Raw genomic sequence first — 16,710 nt, forward strand, 5'->3', positions numbered from 1 at the left:
CAACAACTGGATCGCCGAGTACAACGCCGGCCTGCCGCGCTACAACGAGTACAAGAAGGCCGACGAGAACCACCTGCTGGAGACCACCGGCAAGAAGCTGCGCAAGCTCATGAGCTGGGTCGAGAACGGTGACTGATCCTTCCCTGCGGGTTCCGGCTGCGTACGACCTGAGCCGGGATCCGCGCTTCGCCGCTCTCCTCGTGGGCAGCCACCGCCGTCTGGTGGGCGCCGATCTGTGCCCGCCGGTGTGGGGGTCGGACGCCGAGGCGGCGCGGTGGCTCTACGAGGAGGCGCCCTTCGGGTTGCTGGCGCACGACGGATCGGACGACCCGCTGTTCGTCTACGCCAACCGGACCGCCCAGCGGTGCTTCGAGTACGGTCGGCGCGAATTCATCGGGCTGCCCTCGCGGCTGTCAGCGGAACCAGCCGCCCAGGAGGACCGCGACGCCCTGCTGCACCAGGTCGCCGTCCACCGCCACGTCACCGGATACCAGGGCGTTCGCGTCGCCAAGTCAGGCCGCCGCTTCTGGATTCGGGACGTCACGATGTGGGAGCTCATCGACGACGACACCTTCCATGGCCAGGCAGCCGTCTTCCGCTCCTGGTCAGCCGCCTGACCCGGCGGACCGCCCGCGTGTCGCACTCTATGACGGGCGGGCGGTCCGACCCGCCGGACCGGACACGCTCACCCGCGTGCCGGCGGTGCCCGTGGGCAGTGGGGCCTCGCCCGCGGACTTCGACGCACCGCACCACGACCGACCACCGAGATTGCCGATCACGCACTGAGCCGGCCGGCCGGCCTCCTCCTGCGGCGCGGTTGCCGCCACTGGTGCTCCACACGCCGCGGCGACCGTACTCGCGCTGCCCGGCCTGCGCCCACCGCACCAGGTCCGTCGCGCCGTAGCCTCTGGGGCCGGGCAGGCGGCATTCAGCCGCGGATCCCTGCCACCAGCTGGGGCGGACAGTCGGGAGGTGCCTTCCACCGGATGGATCCCGTCGCCTGGCCGGGCTCAGTCCTGGGAGCCTCGGATCTCCCGGCGAAAGGCCAGCGGGCTCTTGCCGGTGTGTCGATGGAAGAACTTGCTGAAGTCGGTCGCACTCGAGAATCCGAGCTGGGCGGCGATGTGAGCCGCGCTCTGCTCGCTGTGGGCGAGCAACCGCTTGGCCTCCAGCAGGATGCGGCGGTCGATGAACTCCTTCGCGGTCACGCCGTCGGCCGTGAGTGTGGCGCGGGTCAGCGTGCGGGCCGAGTAGCCGAGGGTGCGGGCGTAGTCCTCGACCCGGCGAACTCGCCTGTAGTCGCGGTCCACGGCCCTGAGCTGTCCGTACGGCTCACTGTGGCCTGCGGCCCGGCTGCCCGGGGACTGGATGTGGGCGACGCGCAAGATCAGCGCACCGAGCACTTGGCGCAGGATGAGCACATGGGCTTCCAGCGGCACGCTTCCCCGATCGTGCCATTCGCCTTCCAGATGCGCTGCCGCGGTCCTGAGTGCGACGCGGTCTTCGCCCACTGGTGTGAGGAGGGGGGAGGGGCTGGGCTCGTCCAGGCGGGACAGCGTGACCGTGGGCAGGTCGAGGAAGTCCCGCTCGAAGAGGATCAAGGTGCCTTCGGCTTGTTCGATGTCCCCCCACTGCTGCACCTGGCCGGGGCGCACCCACAGCCACGAGCCCGGTTCGAGGGTGTAGCCGGTGAAGTCGACCATGTGCCGCAGATGGCCTTCGGACAGGGTGAGCAGGTGATGGAAGTCCGGGCGCTGGGGGAGGGTGAGCCGTCCCTTGCCGAGGCGGACCGGCGCCCGCTCGCGCAGGTCCGCCAGGGAGAGCACTTCCACTCCGGCCGGGGTGCCCACAGGGCGGACAAAGCCGACATTGCTGATCGGTTTCCCTGAGGGATGTCCAGTTCCGACCATCATGAGTCGCCAGCGTACCTGGGATGCCCCGACAGTCGCTCTTAGCGTTCTGGGGTAACCGCTGCGCTGTCCCCCCACCCGGTACGGCCGGAACCGAGGGGCCGACCGCGCCCGAACGACAGGACGACGCATCCGATGAACACCGTGAGGCGGGAACACGCATCCGCCCGAGCGCAACTGACCTACGCCTTCGACGCATACTGCGGCTGGTGCTACGGCTTCAGCCTCGCGATGCAGGCATTCACCGAGGCCAACGCCCACCGGATCGAGGTGCGTGTGCTGTCCGGCGGCCTGTTCACCGGTCCACGTGCGCTTCCGGTCGCGGCCTACCCGCACATACCGTCCGCCGACCAGCGCATCGCCCGACTGACCGGCGTGACGTTCGGTGACGGCTACCGGCGAGAGCTGGCCGCAGGGGCCGCCGTCCTGGACTCTTTCGCCGCCGCGACCGGCTTGGTCGCCCTGCGGAGCCAGCCGGGAGCGGACGCCCTCCGTGCCGCGAGGGCCATGCAGCGCGCGTGGTACGTCGAGGGCCGCAGCCTCTCCGACGTTCAGGTGTACCGGGACATCGCCGTGGAACAGGGACTGGATCCCGACAGTGTGTCTTCCGCCTGGGCCTCGCCGGCCAGTCGCGACGAGGCCGAGGCCGACTTCCGCGCGGTGCGTCGACTGGGCGTCGACGGCTATCCGACCCTGCTGCTGCACACTCCCCACGGCACCGATCGCATCGGTGGCCCCGTGTCCTCCGCCGATGCCCTCACCCGGGCCCTGGACCAGCACCTGGCCGCTGCGGTCGACTGATCCGGGAGAACATCTCCGCCTTGGCGACCGCCCCGGCAGGGTGTTCGGGCCGTGCGAGGTGGCATGGCCCGCGTCTTCCGTGATCCGCCGGCTGCTGTACTTGCGGCCGGGCGGGCCGAGGGCCGAGCGCTCCGTGGACGCGGTCCCATCCGCCGCTGGGCGTCCACGCGGCCGAAGCGGGCTGCGAGGGCGACGAGAGTTCTTCGAGTTCCGCGGCTCAGGCGTTCCCGAAGCCCTGCTCGAGTGCCCGGTCCGCCCTCGCGCTCGCCTTTACTGAATATGCGCGCCTCGCGATGAGACGCGAGTGCCACGTTCCGAAGCCTTGGGTGCATTTGCGGTATCCCGTGGCGGGACACTGATGGACAGGGTCGGCTTCGCCCCCCTAAGCTGCGAGGGCGATGGGTGGCGGGTCCCGGAAAGAATTGCGTGTGTCACGAATGGGCAATCATCGCACGCGAGAAAGCTGGGTTTCTCGCGACCACGTAATGTCTTGGCGTACTTGTCGAACCCCGCGACGCCGGTAGCACCCACATAAATGTGGGCGCATTTGTTTCCGATATCCGGCGGGTCGGTTCGCGTTGCCCTCGGTACCCCGATCGACGCTGTCCAAGTCGCGTTGCCGCAGGGTGTCATGGTGGAGCCGTCGCCCACTCGCTGCCCCGGTGAGAGCGGTCCCGGCGGCTCGGGAGAGCCGCCGGAACCGGCCCTTTCGGCGCTTTCGTCAGCAGATTGCGCAGGTCGTGCAGGTGCGGAAACCGGTCTCTCCGGTGATGCCGCTCTCGGTCGCGACGTCCTCGATGGCGGTCTCGGTGAGGTCGATGTCGAACAGGTCCTGCGTCATGTTCTCGGACATGGGATTCCTTTCTGTGTTAACTGTCGAATCGCCGCCGGCGGCGACGGAGACGGAATCTATATACTGGTCGATGAAGCAGTCAAGGGGGTAAGGTTTTCGCGGCTGGTGGGGGATTCCCGCGAAATGAGTCAGCGAAGTTATCGGTTGGTTTCAAGTTCAGGGGCGTGGCAGGGATGAGGCGTGGTCACAGCACGGAACCGTTGTTTCGCTGCGCGGATGGGCTGCTGCTGAGGGCGCCGCTCCTGACCCGGCGGGAGGTCCGCAAAACGTGGGGGGACGGTGCCCGGACCGAGCCGGACGAGACCGGTACGGACCGGGGGGAACCGCGTGCCGACCTGGTGGCGTGGCTCGCCGACGCGCGCTTCCGGGAGGCACTGGAGGTCTCCAGCTCCTCACTCACTCGCACCGTGGACGCCCTTCTCGCCGACATGCCCGTACCCCCAGCCGATCTGCGCAAGGCCCATCGGGCCGTGACCCGCTATCTGCTCAGAGCCGCGTCGCGGCCCACCCCCTTCGGGCTGCTGGCCGGCGTGATGTGGGGCTCCTTCGGCGCGGTCACGAAAGGTGAGCTCACCGGGGCGGGGCACAAGGCTGCACGGCCGGACGCCGGTTGGCTGGCACGCCTGATCACCCAGTGGGAGCGCGAGCCGGCCGTGCACCTGGGGCTGAGTGTCGTGGTGAACGGGCTGTGCTTCGTACGCGGCGGCCGCCTGGTCCTGCCGTTCGCCCCGGCCGGATCAGGTTTCGGCGCCGACACCGCGTCAGGAGGGGCGGAGGAGAAGCGCCCCTCGTCCCGGACGCTCCGCTGCACCCCGGTCGTGCGGGCCGTGGTCGAGGTCGCCGCTCGCCCCGTCCGTTGCGGCGACCTGGTCCGGGAGGTCGAAGCACGTTTTCCCGGCGCGCCCGAAGGCGCGGTGGCCGGCCTCGTCGCTCAGCTGATCGGGGCGGAGGTGCTGCTGACGGAGCTGCGCCCGCCGCTTGATGCTCCCGATCCGCTTGCACACGTCGAGGCGCTGCTCCCGGCCGGCATGCCGGCCGCCCAATGGATCGCCGAACTGCGCGCGACGCTGACCGCCTACAGTCGCACACCACTGGGGGAGGGAAGCGCTGCCTGGCGTACCGTACTCGACTGCGCCGCCGCCGGCCCCGACGCGGTGGTCGCCTCCGGCTCGACCCCAGAGCGCTCGGCAGGCCTGGGCCACGCCGTCCAGGTGGATCTGCGACTGGAAGGCACCGCCACGCTCTCGCGCGTGGTTGCCGAGGAACTGGAGCGCGCCGCCACGGCGTTGTGGCGCCTCTCGCCCCCAGGGCCCGGCCGATTGAACTCCTACCACCAGGAATTCGTGGAGCGGTACGGTCTTGGCCGCTACGTGCCGGTCAAGGAGCTCCTCGACCCCGACGTCGGACTGGGCGCCCCGGCCGGATACCGACTGCCCCGGAGTCACCGCCCGGACTCGGGCCCCGCACCCCTCGGAGGGGCCCGCCAGCGCCTGCTGCTGAGGCTCGCGGCCGAGGCACAGGCTCGTGGGGCACACGAAGTCGTCCTGGACGAAGGGTGGCTGCGCAGGTTCGAGGCGGCAGACCGGGACGAGTCCACCGACACCGTGCGGCCACCGTCGCTCGAACTCGTCGTGCAGATCGCGGCGGAGTCGGCAGCCGCGGTGGACTCCGGTGACTTCACCGTCGTAGTGGGCGGTGCGGCCACCACGTCCGGTGGTCTCATGGGCCGGTTCGCTCATCTCTTCCCGCCCGCACAGACCGATGAGATCCGGCGCACGGTGCAGGCCGCGCGTCGGACCCCGGGCCGGCTGGCCGTCCAGATCCACCACCAGGCGACCAACCACCGGCATGCCAACGTCGCGCAGGTTCCCACCTGGCTCAACGGCCGCCTGGCCATCGGCGTCCACCCCGGCGCCTCCACGCCGGGCATCACCGACCTCACGCTCGACTCGATTGCCGTCTGCGCGGATACCGAGGGCTTCCGCATCTTTTCCACGGAGCTGGGGCGGGAACTGAACCCGTCGGCGCTCCATGTGCTCAACCGGGAACTGACCGCGCCCAACGCGGTGCGCTTCCTCATCGAGGCCGCGGCGTTCAACCGCAGGCAGTGGCAACTGTGGACGTGGGGCGCCGCAGAGGACCTGCCGTTCCTGCCCACCGTGCGCACCGGCCGTACTGTCCTCAGCCCGGCCCGCTGGCGACTGGACGCGACGGATCGTCCCCTCGACGAGTGGCGTGACCTGTGGCGCGTCCCGGACCACGTGCAGCTCAGCATCGGCGACCACCGCATCCCCCTCAACCTCGCCGTCCCGACGCACCAGGACCTCCTGCGCCGAGAGTGCGAGCGCGCGGGCTCCGCCGTCGTCCACGCACTGCCTCGGGGCCGGGACACCGACGGCGGGTGGTTGCACGGGCCAGGCGGAGCCCACGAAGCGGAAGCCGTCGTGACACTGATGCCACGGCAGCCCCACACGGACGAGCCGCCCGCGCGCACCAGGCGGCCGTTCGTGCGGCGCGGCACCGACGAGATCGCACCGGGCGGGCCATGGCTGTATGCAAAGCTGTACACCTCTGCCGAGCGTCAGGACGAGCTCCTGACCGGGCCGCTGCGCCGTTTCCTGACCGAGCTGGATACCGCGTCCGCCCGGCAGGGGGGCGTCGACCGCTGGTTCTTCATCCGATACGCGGATCCCGACCCACACCTGCGGCTGCGCGTGCACGGTGACCCAGGGGTGCTCAACGGCGTCATCCTGCCCCGACTCCACGACACGGCAGGGCAATTGGCAGCCGACGGCCTCGCCCGCGGGCTGTGCCTCGACAGCTATGTCCCGGAGACCGATCGCTACGGCGGCCCGGCGCTGCTGGGCCCGGCCGAGGAACTGTTCCACGCGGACAGCCAACTGGTACTGGAGCGGCTCGCGGCCTCCACCGATGACCGAATCCTGTCGACCGCATACGACGTGGTCGAGCTGATACGGGCCTTCCACCGGGGTTACGGCGGCGACTGGCAGAGCTGGGTCACCCGTACGTACGCCAAGCAGGAGCAGCACCACAAGGCCTTTGCGGCCCGCAGGCGGGCGGCACTCGCGAGGATCACTCCGGATGGTCCGCCCGACCCCGTGGTGCGGCCGCAACTCGCCGTACCGGAACGCTTCGGGCGGTCGGTACGCGAGGTGGAGGAGCGGGGCGCTCTGGGCGTCTCCGCGGACTCGGTGCTCGCCTCACTTGTCCACATGCACTGCAACCGGCGCTTGGGCGCGGACCGTACCGCCGAGGCACAGACCATGGCGGTGGCTCGTGGCGCGGCCCAGGCACACCTCGACCGAGCAAGGGCGCGATCATGACCGAGAACCTCGTGGGACAACTCGCCGAGCGCCTGGCCGACCCGTCAGCGCTGGCCGCACGGGTGACGGCAGCCCAAACCCCCGAGCTGGCCGAGACCCACTCTGTGTGGCACCCCCAGTCCCTAGCGGACGGGCATGCCGGGGTGGCGCTCCTTTTCGGGGCCCTCACTCACGGTGAGCCCGCGTACGGCGGCGCGGCGCACGCCCATCTGTCGGCGGCGGTCACCGGAGTCCGCCGGCACGCGCGGGAGGGACTGTACGCAGGTCTGCCCGCGGTCGCCTTCGCCGCCAGGACTGCCGTCACGCGAGCCGGCGAGTACCAGACGCTCCTCACCCAACTGGACACTCACGTCGCCTCGCTGGCACGGAGACTGGTGGACGAGGACGCCCCCCGGGTGGCGGCCGGAACGGGCGGGGCCAGGATGGCCGGATACGACGTGGTCGCCGGGCTTTCCGGCATCGGCCGCCTGCTCCTGGCGGCTGGGCCCGAGCATCGGAGGACCACCGAGGCGGTACTGACCCACCTCGTCGCGCTCACCCGCCCGGTCGTCGAGCCGGGTGGAAGGACCGTGCCCGGGTGGTGGACCGACGATCCGATCCTGCTCAGCGAGCCGAACGGGCTCCCTGGCGGTCACTTCAATGCCGGTCTGGCCCATGGGATTCCCGGCCCCCTCGCGCTGCTGTCCCTTGCCCACCGTGCGGGCGTCCGCGTACCGGGCCAGCGGCAGGCGATCCGGACGATCACCGAGTGGCTGCTGGCCCGTCGCAGCCCGAACGGCACCGGCTGGCCCAATGTCGTTCCGCTGGAGGCCGAGGTGGCGGCCGCTTCCGGTGCGTGTCCCACACTGGCCGAGGCCCGCACCGGCTGGTGCTACGGCACACCTGGCGTCGCCCGTGCCCTGCAACTGGCCGCGCTGGCCCTGGAGGAACCGGAGTGGAACCGTCAGGCGGTGGCCGCAGTCGCCGCGGTCTGCGACCGGCCGGGTGGAACTCCCGCATTCCATGACCCCACCTTGTGCCACGGTCTGGCGGGGCTGACCACGATCGTGACTTTGATGGCCCGCGAGCCCGGGGGAGCGGAACTGACGGCGCGGATACCGAAACTGGCCGATGCCCTGGCACGGGCGGCCGATCCGGCGCATCCCTTCATCTGGCCTGCCGCCGTACCAGGCGGGCCCGCTGTCGTGCACCGCCCCGGATTCCTCGACGGGGCGGCTGGCTCCGCCCTTGCCCTGCGCTTCGCGACGGACCCGGACGCGCCGCTCGGTAGCCTGCCCTGGCCTGCCGCTCTCCTGCTCTGCTAGCCCTCAACCCCGTTGGTTCCACGAGATCCTGTTGTCGGCACGGCATGGGCCCTTCCCGGTGCCCGGGAGGCGGACCGTTTCGGGCCGGCACGCGATCTCCGCGCACAGGCCACCGTCCGCCTCACCGCGTAGGAGGCGCCCTGCAGGGGTGGCGCGTAGGGGTCGGCAGTCCTGTCGGCATTCCACGAATGACCGCCATAAGGCCAAAGTTGGCACGTGAATTCTATGCAGGCCGGCTTGTGTCGAGTACCTGGAATGCGGCGGTGTCACCTTCCGGAATCCCAAGTGCTCGTGGAATGCGGCGTGTGCAGGGACGGTGTCGCCGGGGTGTGTCCGATCGGTGAACCATGTGATATCAGCGCATGAACTGGTGAGGCCCGGCAACGAGTGCGAAGTACGCTTTCACACGGTGAGCCTGGAGGTCGGCATGAATGACGGAGAGCTTCGGGGAGGCCCGGCGGAATCGCGGTGGCGGTTCGTCCCCAGGGGCCGGTGGGCGGCCGTATGGGGCCTTTTGGCCGGGGCCTTGCTGGTGCTGCAGATGGTGATCGTGCTGATAGCCGGTGATTCCGCCGGGCGTACGGCCTTCGGCGTGGTCCTCGGCCTGGTGGGCTGCGCTCTTCTCATCTCCAGCGCAGTCGGCCTGCGTATGCTGAACCGCCGCGAACGCCGCTGATCTCCCGTCACGCGCGGCTGCAGTTAATTGTGCGGCACAGGCCCCGGGGTGGGGGCGCTTTCGGTATCCACCCCGGTAGCCGTGCAAGTGCACGGGCCAAGTCACGGATTCGGCCTGCGGTTCAACCTCGTCGTGCGGCACGGAGACCCGAGGCGGAGATCGCCGTGTCTTGGGGTTGATTCGTTGGGTGGGACGTATCGCCGTGCGCGACCTGGGCCCGATCCGTTTCATCGAGGGGATGTCCGCCATGGAGAGCATGGGCAATAAAGCCAGGCTCTCTTCGCCGCTCGTTCCCACCGGAATGCAAGGCCGACCGGGCTTCGTCGGATCACCGACCACGACGGCCGGACGCGCCGCGGGCGGGAACGCAGCGCAGTGTGGCCTCTTACGGCACTGCCCTGGGACGGCGAGCGCACGTATACCCCGGTGGCCTACGTGCCGTGGCTCGTGGTCCTCGGGTGCGCCCTTGCGGGCCGCTGGCCATGGGCACGGATCGCCGCGGCCGTGGCCGCGATCAGCGCAGGGGTGTCGGTGCCCGCCGCCTACTGGTCCGGCGGGGCGTCGGGGTTGTCGCAGAATCTTCCGACCCTGGTGGGTCTCGCGCTGGCCGCGGCGGCGGTGCTGGCGGCGCCGCCCGACCTCCCACCGGTCGATCACCGTTCGCGCCGCGCCGCCGCGCTGACCGCGCTGGCTCTGGGTGTACCGATGGTCGTCGGGTCGGTCACCGTGTTCGAGGTACCGGCAGGCGGTCTGGAGCTGACCGCGTCCGCGCGGCCGGACCCGATGTTCCTGCTCGCGATGTTCGCTCCCCTCGTGCTGGCCTTCCCGGCCGCCGTCGGCCTGGCCCGCTTCCGATACGGGGCGTTCCTCGCCGTGGCACTCGGCGCCACCTCGTTCGGCCTGCAGTTGTACCCGTACCCCTTGTACGAGTTCCCGTACGACATGGGCGGGCACATGGCGTGGACCAGGACGATGACGGTTGCCGCCGCACTCGTGATCCGCCTCGGACTGCGCCTACGCCTGGCCTGGCACCGCCGGCAGACGTCCTGAGCAAGCCTGCAGTACGCTGCGCCGGGGTCGGCACGAGAGCGATGCCCGCCCCCGGCGCCGTGTACGCCGGAGTGGTGACCTGCTCCCTGATCCGGAGTCCAGGGATTCCGGCCTGTGCCGTCCGACCCTTCCGGGCGCTTCCTCGCTTCTTTGCGCTGTGCGGCCACGAGTGCCCGTCTCACCAGTGCTTCACCGGCGATTGCCGTCTCCACCCGTCGACATCCGCACGCCGACGCTCGCCAAGCCGCCCGACCTGCCGCCGGTGCCTCCTGGTGAGGCCGGGGCGGGCGGCGGCACCGGGACGGGCGGCGGCGAGCACGGGTTCCCCGCCGATCTGCGGCCTGACCGGGCGAGGCGCGGTGTCGTGGTCTGTCGCCTGCACTGCGACGGCGGACGTCCCCGGTCCGGGGCACATCGGGCGACCGGACGGGATTCGTCCACTCAGCGTGTTTGGAGGGCCGCCCTTTCATGCGCGATGGTGGCCCTTCCGCGGGACGCTCTGGCGGCCCCACTCCCGAAGGGCATCGCATGAAGCGCATCATCGCCGGGGCTTGGCGGCTCATCCGGGGGCCCTTGCAGTGGCGGGTCCTGTGGCTGGCGAACAGCAAGTACATGGTCGGCGTGACCGGCGTCGTCCGCGACAGCGAGGGCCGCGTGCTGCTGCTGCGCCACCGCCTGTGGCCCGAAGGCCGCCAGTGGGGCCTGCCCACCGGTTACGCCAAAGCGGGCGAGGACTTCCGCGACACCGTCGCCCGCGAGGTCCGTGAGGAGACCGGCCTCGACGTCGAGGCCGGAGAGGTGGTCCACCTCAAGAGCGGCTACAAACTGCGCGTTGAGGTGGCGTATGCCGCCAAGCTCGTCGGCGGCTCCCTGAACATCGACTCGTTCGAGGTCCTGGAAGCCAGGTGGGTATGGCCGACCGACCTGCCGCCGGGATTGCAGGAAGCGCACCGACTCCTGATCCTGGGCGGGCCCAACGACTGACCGCCAGGTCGCGTTCGCGCTACAGCCCCGTTGCTCGAGCTGCCGCCTTCGTCGCTGGGGGAGGTGGACCCGCAGCACCTCCCCAGCGACGAAGGCGGGCCGCCCCAGACGCGCCGAGGCGCCGGGCCCGGTGCCGATCGGCAGAGTCTGCGCCTCCGGCGGGGCCGGGGAGCCACCGCCCGGGAGCTGAGCGTGCCCCGGCTCGTACCGGTCCCCGACCTGGAGAAATGAGCGCGACGGCGCGAAGGAGCGGGAATCAATCGTTGCCTTCGAACGCTGGGCATTGGGTGAAGAAGATCGGATTCCTTTCCTTCGGTCATTGGTCGCCCAGCGAGCACTCCCGGGCCCGGTCGGCCGCGGACGTTCTGCGGCAGTCGATCGACCTCGCGGTCGCCGCCGAGGAGATCGGCGTGGACGGTGCGTACTTCCGGGTACACCACTTCGCCCGGCAGGCGGCCAGCCCGTTCCCGCTGCTCGCGGCGATAGGTGCGCGGACCTCGAGGATCGAGATCGGCACCGGCGTGATCGACATGCGCTACGAGAACCCGCTGTACATGGCCGAGGACGCGGGTGCCGCCGACCTCATCTCGGGCGGTCGGCTGCAACTGGGCGTCAGCCGCGGTTCACCGGAGCAGGTGATCGACGGCTGGCGCCTGTTCGGCTACGAACCCGCTCCTGGCGAGTCGGCCGCCGACATGGCCCGCCGCCACACCGAGGCACTGCTCAAGGTCCTCGACGGCGAGGGTTTCGCCCAGCCCAACCCGCGGCCCATGTTCCCCAACCCGCCCGGGCTCCTGCGGATCGAACCGCACTCCGAGGGGCTGCGCGACCGGATCTGGTGGGGCTCCGCATCCAACGCGACCGCGGTCTGGGCCGCCGAGCTGGGGATGAACCTGCAGAGTTCGACGCTCAAGGACGACGAGACGGGCGAGCCGCTGCATGTCCAGCAGCGCAAGCAGATCGAGGCGTACCGCGAGGCGTACAAGAAGGCGGGCCACACCCGGGAGCCCCGGGTGTCGGTCAGCCGCAGCATCTTCGCGCTGACCAACGACCTCGACCGGGCCTACTTCGGCCGCGACCGCAACTCGCGGGACCAGGTCGGCATGATCGACGACACGACCCGGGCCGTCTTCGGGCGCTCCTACGCCGCGGAGCCGGAGGAACTGGTGAAGCTGCTGCGGGACGACGAGGCGATCCAGGCCGCGGACACCCTCCTGCTGACCATCCCGAACCAGCTCGGGGTGGACTACAACACACACGTGCTGGAGAGCATCCTCACCCATGTGGCACCGGAACTCGGCTGGCGCTGAACGCCGATCACCGGGCGGGGGCCGACGGCCCCCGCCCGGGCGGTGCCTCCGCCGGTGCCGGCGTCCCGTCAGGTCAAGGCGGGCCTGGCAGCCGATCTTGCCACCCTGCACCCCCAGTTGGCGGCCTGACGCGGCTGTTGTGCGCATGGTCTCAGCGCCTGCGCGGCGGGGGTTCGCCTGCTCGGGAACCGGGCGCCGCGACCACGCGTCCCCTCACGACAACTCGGGCGCACTTTCCCGGGCCGGGTCCTCGGATGCCTGGTGATCCTGACCGCCTGCCGGGGCGGCGGCACGCAGCGCCGCTTCGACCCGGCGGTTGTTGGTCATGCTCGCCGTGACGGCCGTCATCGCCAGGAGGAGGACGGCCGCGGCGTAGAGCGGGGTGCGGATGTCGTAGGTGGTGGCCAGCCAGCCGCCGAGGAAGGCTCCGACGGGGGCGGCACCCATGGACAGCATGCGGGAGGTGGAGGCGACCCGGCCCATGAGGTGGGCCGGGACGATCGCCTGCCGGAGGGAGGGCCCGAGCACCATCGTGGCGCCCATGCCGGCACCGCAGACGGCGAGCGCCAGCCCGGCCACGTAGGGGTTCGGGGCGGCCGCCAGGCCGAGGATGGCAAGCCCTTCGAGTGCGGCCGTGCAGGTCAGTGCCGTGCCGGTGCCGAGTCGTCGGCCAAGGTGGGAGGCGATGCCCGCACCGAGCAGACCGCCGGTGGCCTCCGCGGTGAGGAGCAGGCCGAAGCCGTAGGTGTCGATGCCGAGGCGGTCGTGCGCGAAGAGGGCGAGCACGGTCTCCACGGCGAGGAACGCGATGTTCCCGACCGCCGGGCGGAGCGCGAGGCCGAGCAGCAGCCTGTCCCGGAAGACGTACGAGGCCCCGGCCCGCGCCTGCCGGAGCAGCGACTCGCGGATCTCCGGAACGGGCCGGGGGGTGGCGGGAAGCGACCGGACGAGCAGTGCGGAGAGCAGGAACGACACAGCGTCGGCGAGCAGCGGAACCGCACGCCCGAGCGCGAGCAGCGCGCTGCCCGCGGGCGGCCCCGCGAAGCCGGACATGGCGGTCTGGGCGCCGCGCAAGCGGGAGTTGGCTCGCTCAAGGAGTGCGGGGTCCCGGCCGAGGAGATCCGGCAGATAGGCCGTGGCGGCGGTGTCGAAGAAGAGTCCGCCGAGGCTGAGCAGGAAGGCGACGGCCGCGAGCAGCGGAATGCTCAGCACGTCGAGCGTTGCCGCTGCCGCCGGTATGGCGAGCAGCACCGCACGCGCCGCGTCCATGACCCACATCGTGCGCCGCCGGTCCCAGCGGTCCACCAGCGCACCGCCGAGCACTCCGAAGAGCAGCCACGGCAGCGTCCCGGCGGCCGTGACGACGGCGAGCGCCATCGGATCCCGCGTCAACGTCAACGCGAGCAGCGGCAGCGCGGCATGGGACACTCCGTCACCGAGCGAGGACACTGTCTGCGCAGTCCACAGCCGTCCGAACCCAGCTGGCAACTTCCCGGTGCGTGAGGTCACTTGGCGCCCCCTTCGGCCTGCTGGCGCGGTGCCGGGTGGAACAGCGCGAAGACGAGTGACGCGTCCGGCAGCGACGGATCGGAAAGCTCCCGGTACTCGTCCGCCAGTGCCTGCAGCCGTGCCCCCAGCTGCGCGAACTGCTCCTCGGTGAGCCGCAGATGCGTCATCCGTACGTGCCGTTCGCCATCCACCGGCGACGCCTCCAGGTCCGCCACCGCATGCCGCATCAGCACATCCGGGCCTCCCTCGCCCGGATCCGGCAGCACGATCCCCTTCGCGGCCATCGCGTAGTACCGCTCGGTGACACCCCGCACCTTGCGCGTCCGTACCACCTTCACCAGGCCGGCACGCTCCAGCAGCCGCACGTGGTAGCTGGAACTCCCCTTCGCGAGGCCCACTCGCTCGGCGATCTGGGTGATCGTCGCCGGTTCGAAGCGGAGTACGGCCATGATCCGGTGGCGCGTGAGATTGGAGACGGCGCGCAGCTGCTCGTCCGTGGTGACGTGAAACGTCTCGGGAAGATCCTCGGTTGGCATGCGAACAATGGTCAACAGTTCTTGACCATTGCGCAAGGGGATTTCGCGCGCGGACCTCCGGCATCCGTGTCCTGCACCTGAGGGCCTGTCAGCCCCCCACCGGCCGCGGTGGACGGCGCCCCGGAGCCTGGAAGGCGGCTCGGTCCGGCTGTACGACTACGGGGTCACGGAAGGCAGATCATCGCGGTGCCGCCGAGCAGATGGACGACGAAGCACCCGGCGACGCAGGAGCGGAAGGGACACCAGGGCGTGGTGACACGGAAGCGGCGGCCGGTCCGCCGCCGGGCCGGGCAGTGCCGTGGCTGCGACCACCGCCCGGCCCGGGGTCAGGTGCGCCGAATGACCAGCACGGCCACATCGTCGAGGTGGTCCACGGCGACGACGGCGTCGAGGATCAAGTCCGCCATGGCCTCGACATCGAGTCGGTCGTGGAGGGCGCGGCCGGCCAGGGTCCCCGCTCGCTCCAGTCCGTCCTCCAGCGTCAGGCCCGGCCCTTCGACCACGCCGTCGGTGACCATGACGAGCGCGGTGCCCTCTTCCAAAATGAAGGTCTCCTCGGGGTAGTCGATATCGGGCAGGACTCCCAGGACCGGCCCACCGGGGAGTGTGCGGATGCGGTGGCTGCCGTCGTCGCGTGCGTGGAGCAGCGGAACGTGGCCGGCACTGGTGCCGATGACCTGACCGTCGCGTGGATCGATGTGCAGCATCGTGCAGCTGGCGAAGCGTGGTGCGTCCATCGTGGTGAGCAACTCGTTGGTGCGTGTCAGCACTGTTCCCGGCTCGGGCTCGTGGGCGGCGATCGCGCGCATCGACGAGCGGACCTGACCCATGAAGACCGCGGCGTCGACGTCGTGCCCCTGGGCGTCGCCGATCTCCAGTGCGACCGCACCGTCGGGCAGGAAGAACGCGTCGTACCAGTCTCCGCCGATGTCCAGGCCGTCCCGGCTGGGCTGGTAGCGGACGGCGACCTCCAGACCCGGGAGGTGCTCGGGCAGTGTGGGGAGCATGCTCTGCTGGACCGCCGTGGACAGCTCGACGTGGGCCTGCTGCAGCCTGATGCGCCTCAAAGCCTGGCCGGCCAGATCGGCCAGAGTGGTCATGAAGGCGAGCTTCTCCAGCGACGGAGGGCGCTTGCTGTCGTACGTCACCGCCCAGGCCCCGAGTGGCCGGTCGCCCGGCGGGCTGAGAGGAGTGATCGACATGGCGACGTCAGGTCCGGGCGGTGCCTGGGCGCCGCTGGTGTCACTCGGCCAACACCGCGAGAGTTCCTCCTGGTTGGCGATGAACTGCGGCTCACCGGTACGGATCGCACGTGGCAGGGGCCGGTCCTCGTCCAGCGGCAGACCGAGCAGGGCGTCGGCCTGCCACATGGGGATCCCGGCGTCCGAGGAGACGCGCAGGCGCCCGTCGTCGACGAGTGCGAAGAGGGCGCCGAAACCGCCGAATGCGGCGGCGAGCCGGGTCAGGACGACCTGCTGCAACTCCTGCTCGGTGGCCGCACTGAACAGGGCCGAGGAGAACGCGGCGATCTCATCGGCGCGTTGCCGCTCAGCACTCACCGCGGCCAGCATGTCCTTCCGGTGCGCCTCCACGGTGGACTCGTCGCGGATCACCCCGAAGACCCGTTCGGGGCCGCCGTATCCCAGCCTGATCCGGCGGGTTTGGCCGGCCAGCATGCGCCAGCCGTCGTGCTCGGTATGGAACCGCGACCTGATCCACGGGGACTGGCCGACGGACGAGCGCACAAGCCGCTGCACGTCCTTCCGGTCATCAGGGTGCACCCGCCGGATCACCATGGGCAGGGACATCGACGCCTGCGGGAAGAGCGTGGCCAGGGCGGGCTCGCCACCCAGCCACTCGATCTGGTGCTCATCGGGTGAACACATGTACAGGCCGAGGCCGGCGGCCTTGGCCGCAAGGTCGAACGGGATCAGCAGGGCACCCAGGTCATGTCGCGCGTCCAACGAGTGCAGCCACACGAGCCGCTCGCCGACTGCTGGGTCGGTTACGGGCCGCGCTTCGACAAGGCAGACCACGGACGCGTCGCCCGACCCGGGGAATTCCAGCACCCGCATGGCGAGCCTCTTCGTCGTGGCCCCGTGTGCCAGCAGGCTTCGAGCCGGGATGCGCTGATCTTCGGAGAGCAGATCAATGAAGCAGCGGCCTACGCACTGTTCCCCGGATGTGCCCAGCGCAACGCCCATCGCGGCGTTGAGACGACGGATGACGCCTTCCAGGGTCAAGAGAGCCGACGGTGTAGCCCTCTGCAGGAGTTCGTCCGAGGCGTCCATCTGCCGCTCCCTGACCGTCATCGAGCGATTTGACCCCGATAGGCGTAACAATCCTATCTGCCGCAGAGCAGGCCGCGCGTCCACTGGGGGCGGGAGCTGAGCAGCGGCCCAGCCGACAGCGGGATTGCCCGTGAGGAGAGCC

Annotated in this window: 13 protein-coding genes and 1 pseudogene; 9 read left to right on the forward strand and 5 right to left on the reverse strand. The window is 70.5% G+C overall.

Going from position 1 to position 16,710, the window contains the following annotated elements:
• Together PV342_RS34185 and PV342_RS34190 are read left to right on the forward strand one after the other, a co-directional pair.
• A pseudogene (locus PV342_RS34185) lies at positions 1–136 on the forward strand (ketol-acid reductoisomerase); the annotation flags it as partial.
• Positions 129–617: an MEKHLA domain-containing protein gene (locus PV342_RS34190; protein WP_500320077.1), complete on the forward strand. Its 489-nt coding sequence runs from the start codon at positions 129–131 to the stop codon at positions 615–617. The pseudogene PV342_RS34185 and the gene PV342_RS34190, both read left to right, overlap by 8 nt.
• Positions 618–1,010: 393 nt before the next feature.
• On the opposite strand, the gene PV342_RS34195 is transcribed toward PV342_RS34190, so the two are convergent.
• Positions 1,011–1,832 (reverse strand): helix-turn-helix domain-containing protein, encoded by an 822-nt coding sequence (locus PV342_RS34195; protein ID WP_500320079.1) that lies wholly within the window; start codon positions 1,830–1,832, stop codon positions 1,011–1,013.
• A 213-nt stretch (positions 1,833–2,045) separates the two neighbouring features.
• On the opposite strand from PV342_RS34195, the gene PV342_RS34200 reads away from it, so the two are divergent.
• The gene (locus PV342_RS34200) at positions 2,046–2,711 is read left to right on the forward strand and encodes a DsbA family protein (protein ID WP_400809630.1); all 666 of its coding nucleotides are present in this window, start codon (positions 2,046–2,048) and stop codon (positions 2,709–2,711) included.
• Between the two features lie 721 nt (positions 2,712–3,432).
• Here the strand turns inward: PV342_RS34200 and PV342_RS34205 are convergent.
• Positions 3,433–3,564, reverse strand: a complete 132-nt coding sequence (locus PV342_RS34205) for a hypothetical protein (RefSeq protein WP_361008422.1) — start codon at positions 3,562–3,564, stop codon at positions 3,433–3,435.
• Between the two features lie 173 nt (positions 3,565–3,737).
• Between PV342_RS34205 and PV342_RS34210 the strand changes: the two genes are divergently transcribed.
• The 6 genes from PV342_RS34210 (at position 3,738) to PV342_RS34235 (ending at position 12,232) form a co-directional block, all read left to right on the forward strand.
• Entirely contained in the window at positions 3,738–6,908 is a 3,171-nt protein-coding gene (locus tag PV342_RS34210; RefSeq protein ID WP_500320081.1) for a lantibiotic dehydratase, read from the forward strand.
• Positions 6,905–8,212 carry a lanthionine synthetase C family protein gene (locus PV342_RS34215; protein WP_500320082.1) on the forward strand — a complete coding sequence of 436 codons (1,308 nt, stop codon included), beginning with the start codon at positions 6,905–6,907 and terminating at the stop codon, positions 8,210–8,212. Before PV342_RS34210 ends, PV342_RS34215 begins: the two co-directional genes overlap by 4 nt.
• A 409-nt stretch (positions 8,213–8,621) precedes the next feature.
• The gene (locus PV342_RS34220; RefSeq protein WP_500320084.1) at positions 8,622–8,888 is read left to right on the forward strand and encodes a hypothetical protein; all 267 of its coding nucleotides are present in this window, start codon (positions 8,622–8,624) and stop codon (positions 8,886–8,888) included.
• Positions 8,889–9,263: 375 nt separating this feature from the next.
• On the forward strand, positions 9,264–9,938 hold the full coding sequence (locus tag PV342_RS34225; protein WP_500320085.1) for a hypothetical protein: 675 nt from the start codon (positions 9,264–9,266) through the stop codon (positions 9,936–9,938).
• Between the two features lie 528 nt (positions 9,939–10,466).
• Complete coding sequence (locus PV342_RS34230) at positions 10,467–10,922, forward strand: NUDIX domain-containing protein (RefSeq protein WP_500320087.1); 456 nt, start codon at positions 10,467–10,469, stop codon at positions 10,920–10,922.
• Between the two features lie 287 nt (positions 10,923–11,209).
• A complete protein-coding gene (locus PV342_RS34235) occupies positions 11,210–12,232 on the forward strand; it encodes an LLM class flavin-dependent oxidoreductase (protein WP_392618014.1) in 1,023 nt (340 codons plus the stop codon).
• A gap of 213 nt (positions 12,233–12,445) precedes the next feature.
• Here the strand turns inward: PV342_RS34235 and PV342_RS34240 are convergent, their stop codons facing one another.
• From PV342_RS34240 to PV342_RS34250, 3 genes are all read right to left on the reverse strand, one after another.
• Entirely contained in the window at positions 12,446–13,720 is a 1,275-nt protein-coding gene (locus tag PV342_RS34240) for an MFS transporter (RefSeq protein ID WP_500320149.1), read from the reverse strand.
• Positions 13,721–13,737: 17 nt separating this feature from the next.
• Positions 13,738–14,277: an ArsR/SmtB family transcription factor gene (locus PV342_RS34245; protein WP_400804527.1), complete on the reverse strand. Its 540-nt coding sequence runs from the start codon at positions 14,275–14,277 to the stop codon at positions 13,738–13,740.
• 326 nt (positions 14,278–14,603) lie between these two features.
• The gene (locus PV342_RS34250) at positions 14,604–16,652 is read right to left on the reverse strand and encodes a SpoIIE family protein phosphatase (RefSeq protein ID WP_500320090.1); all 2,049 of its coding nucleotides are present in this window, start codon (positions 16,650–16,652) and stop codon (positions 14,604–14,606) included.
• Positions 16,653–16,710 lie beyond the last annotated feature (58 nt).

It is taken from the genome of Streptomyces sp. PA03-3a (assembly GCF_033792735.1).
Lineage (GTDB): Bacteria > Actinomycetota > Actinomycetes > Streptomycetales > Streptomycetaceae > Actinacidiphila.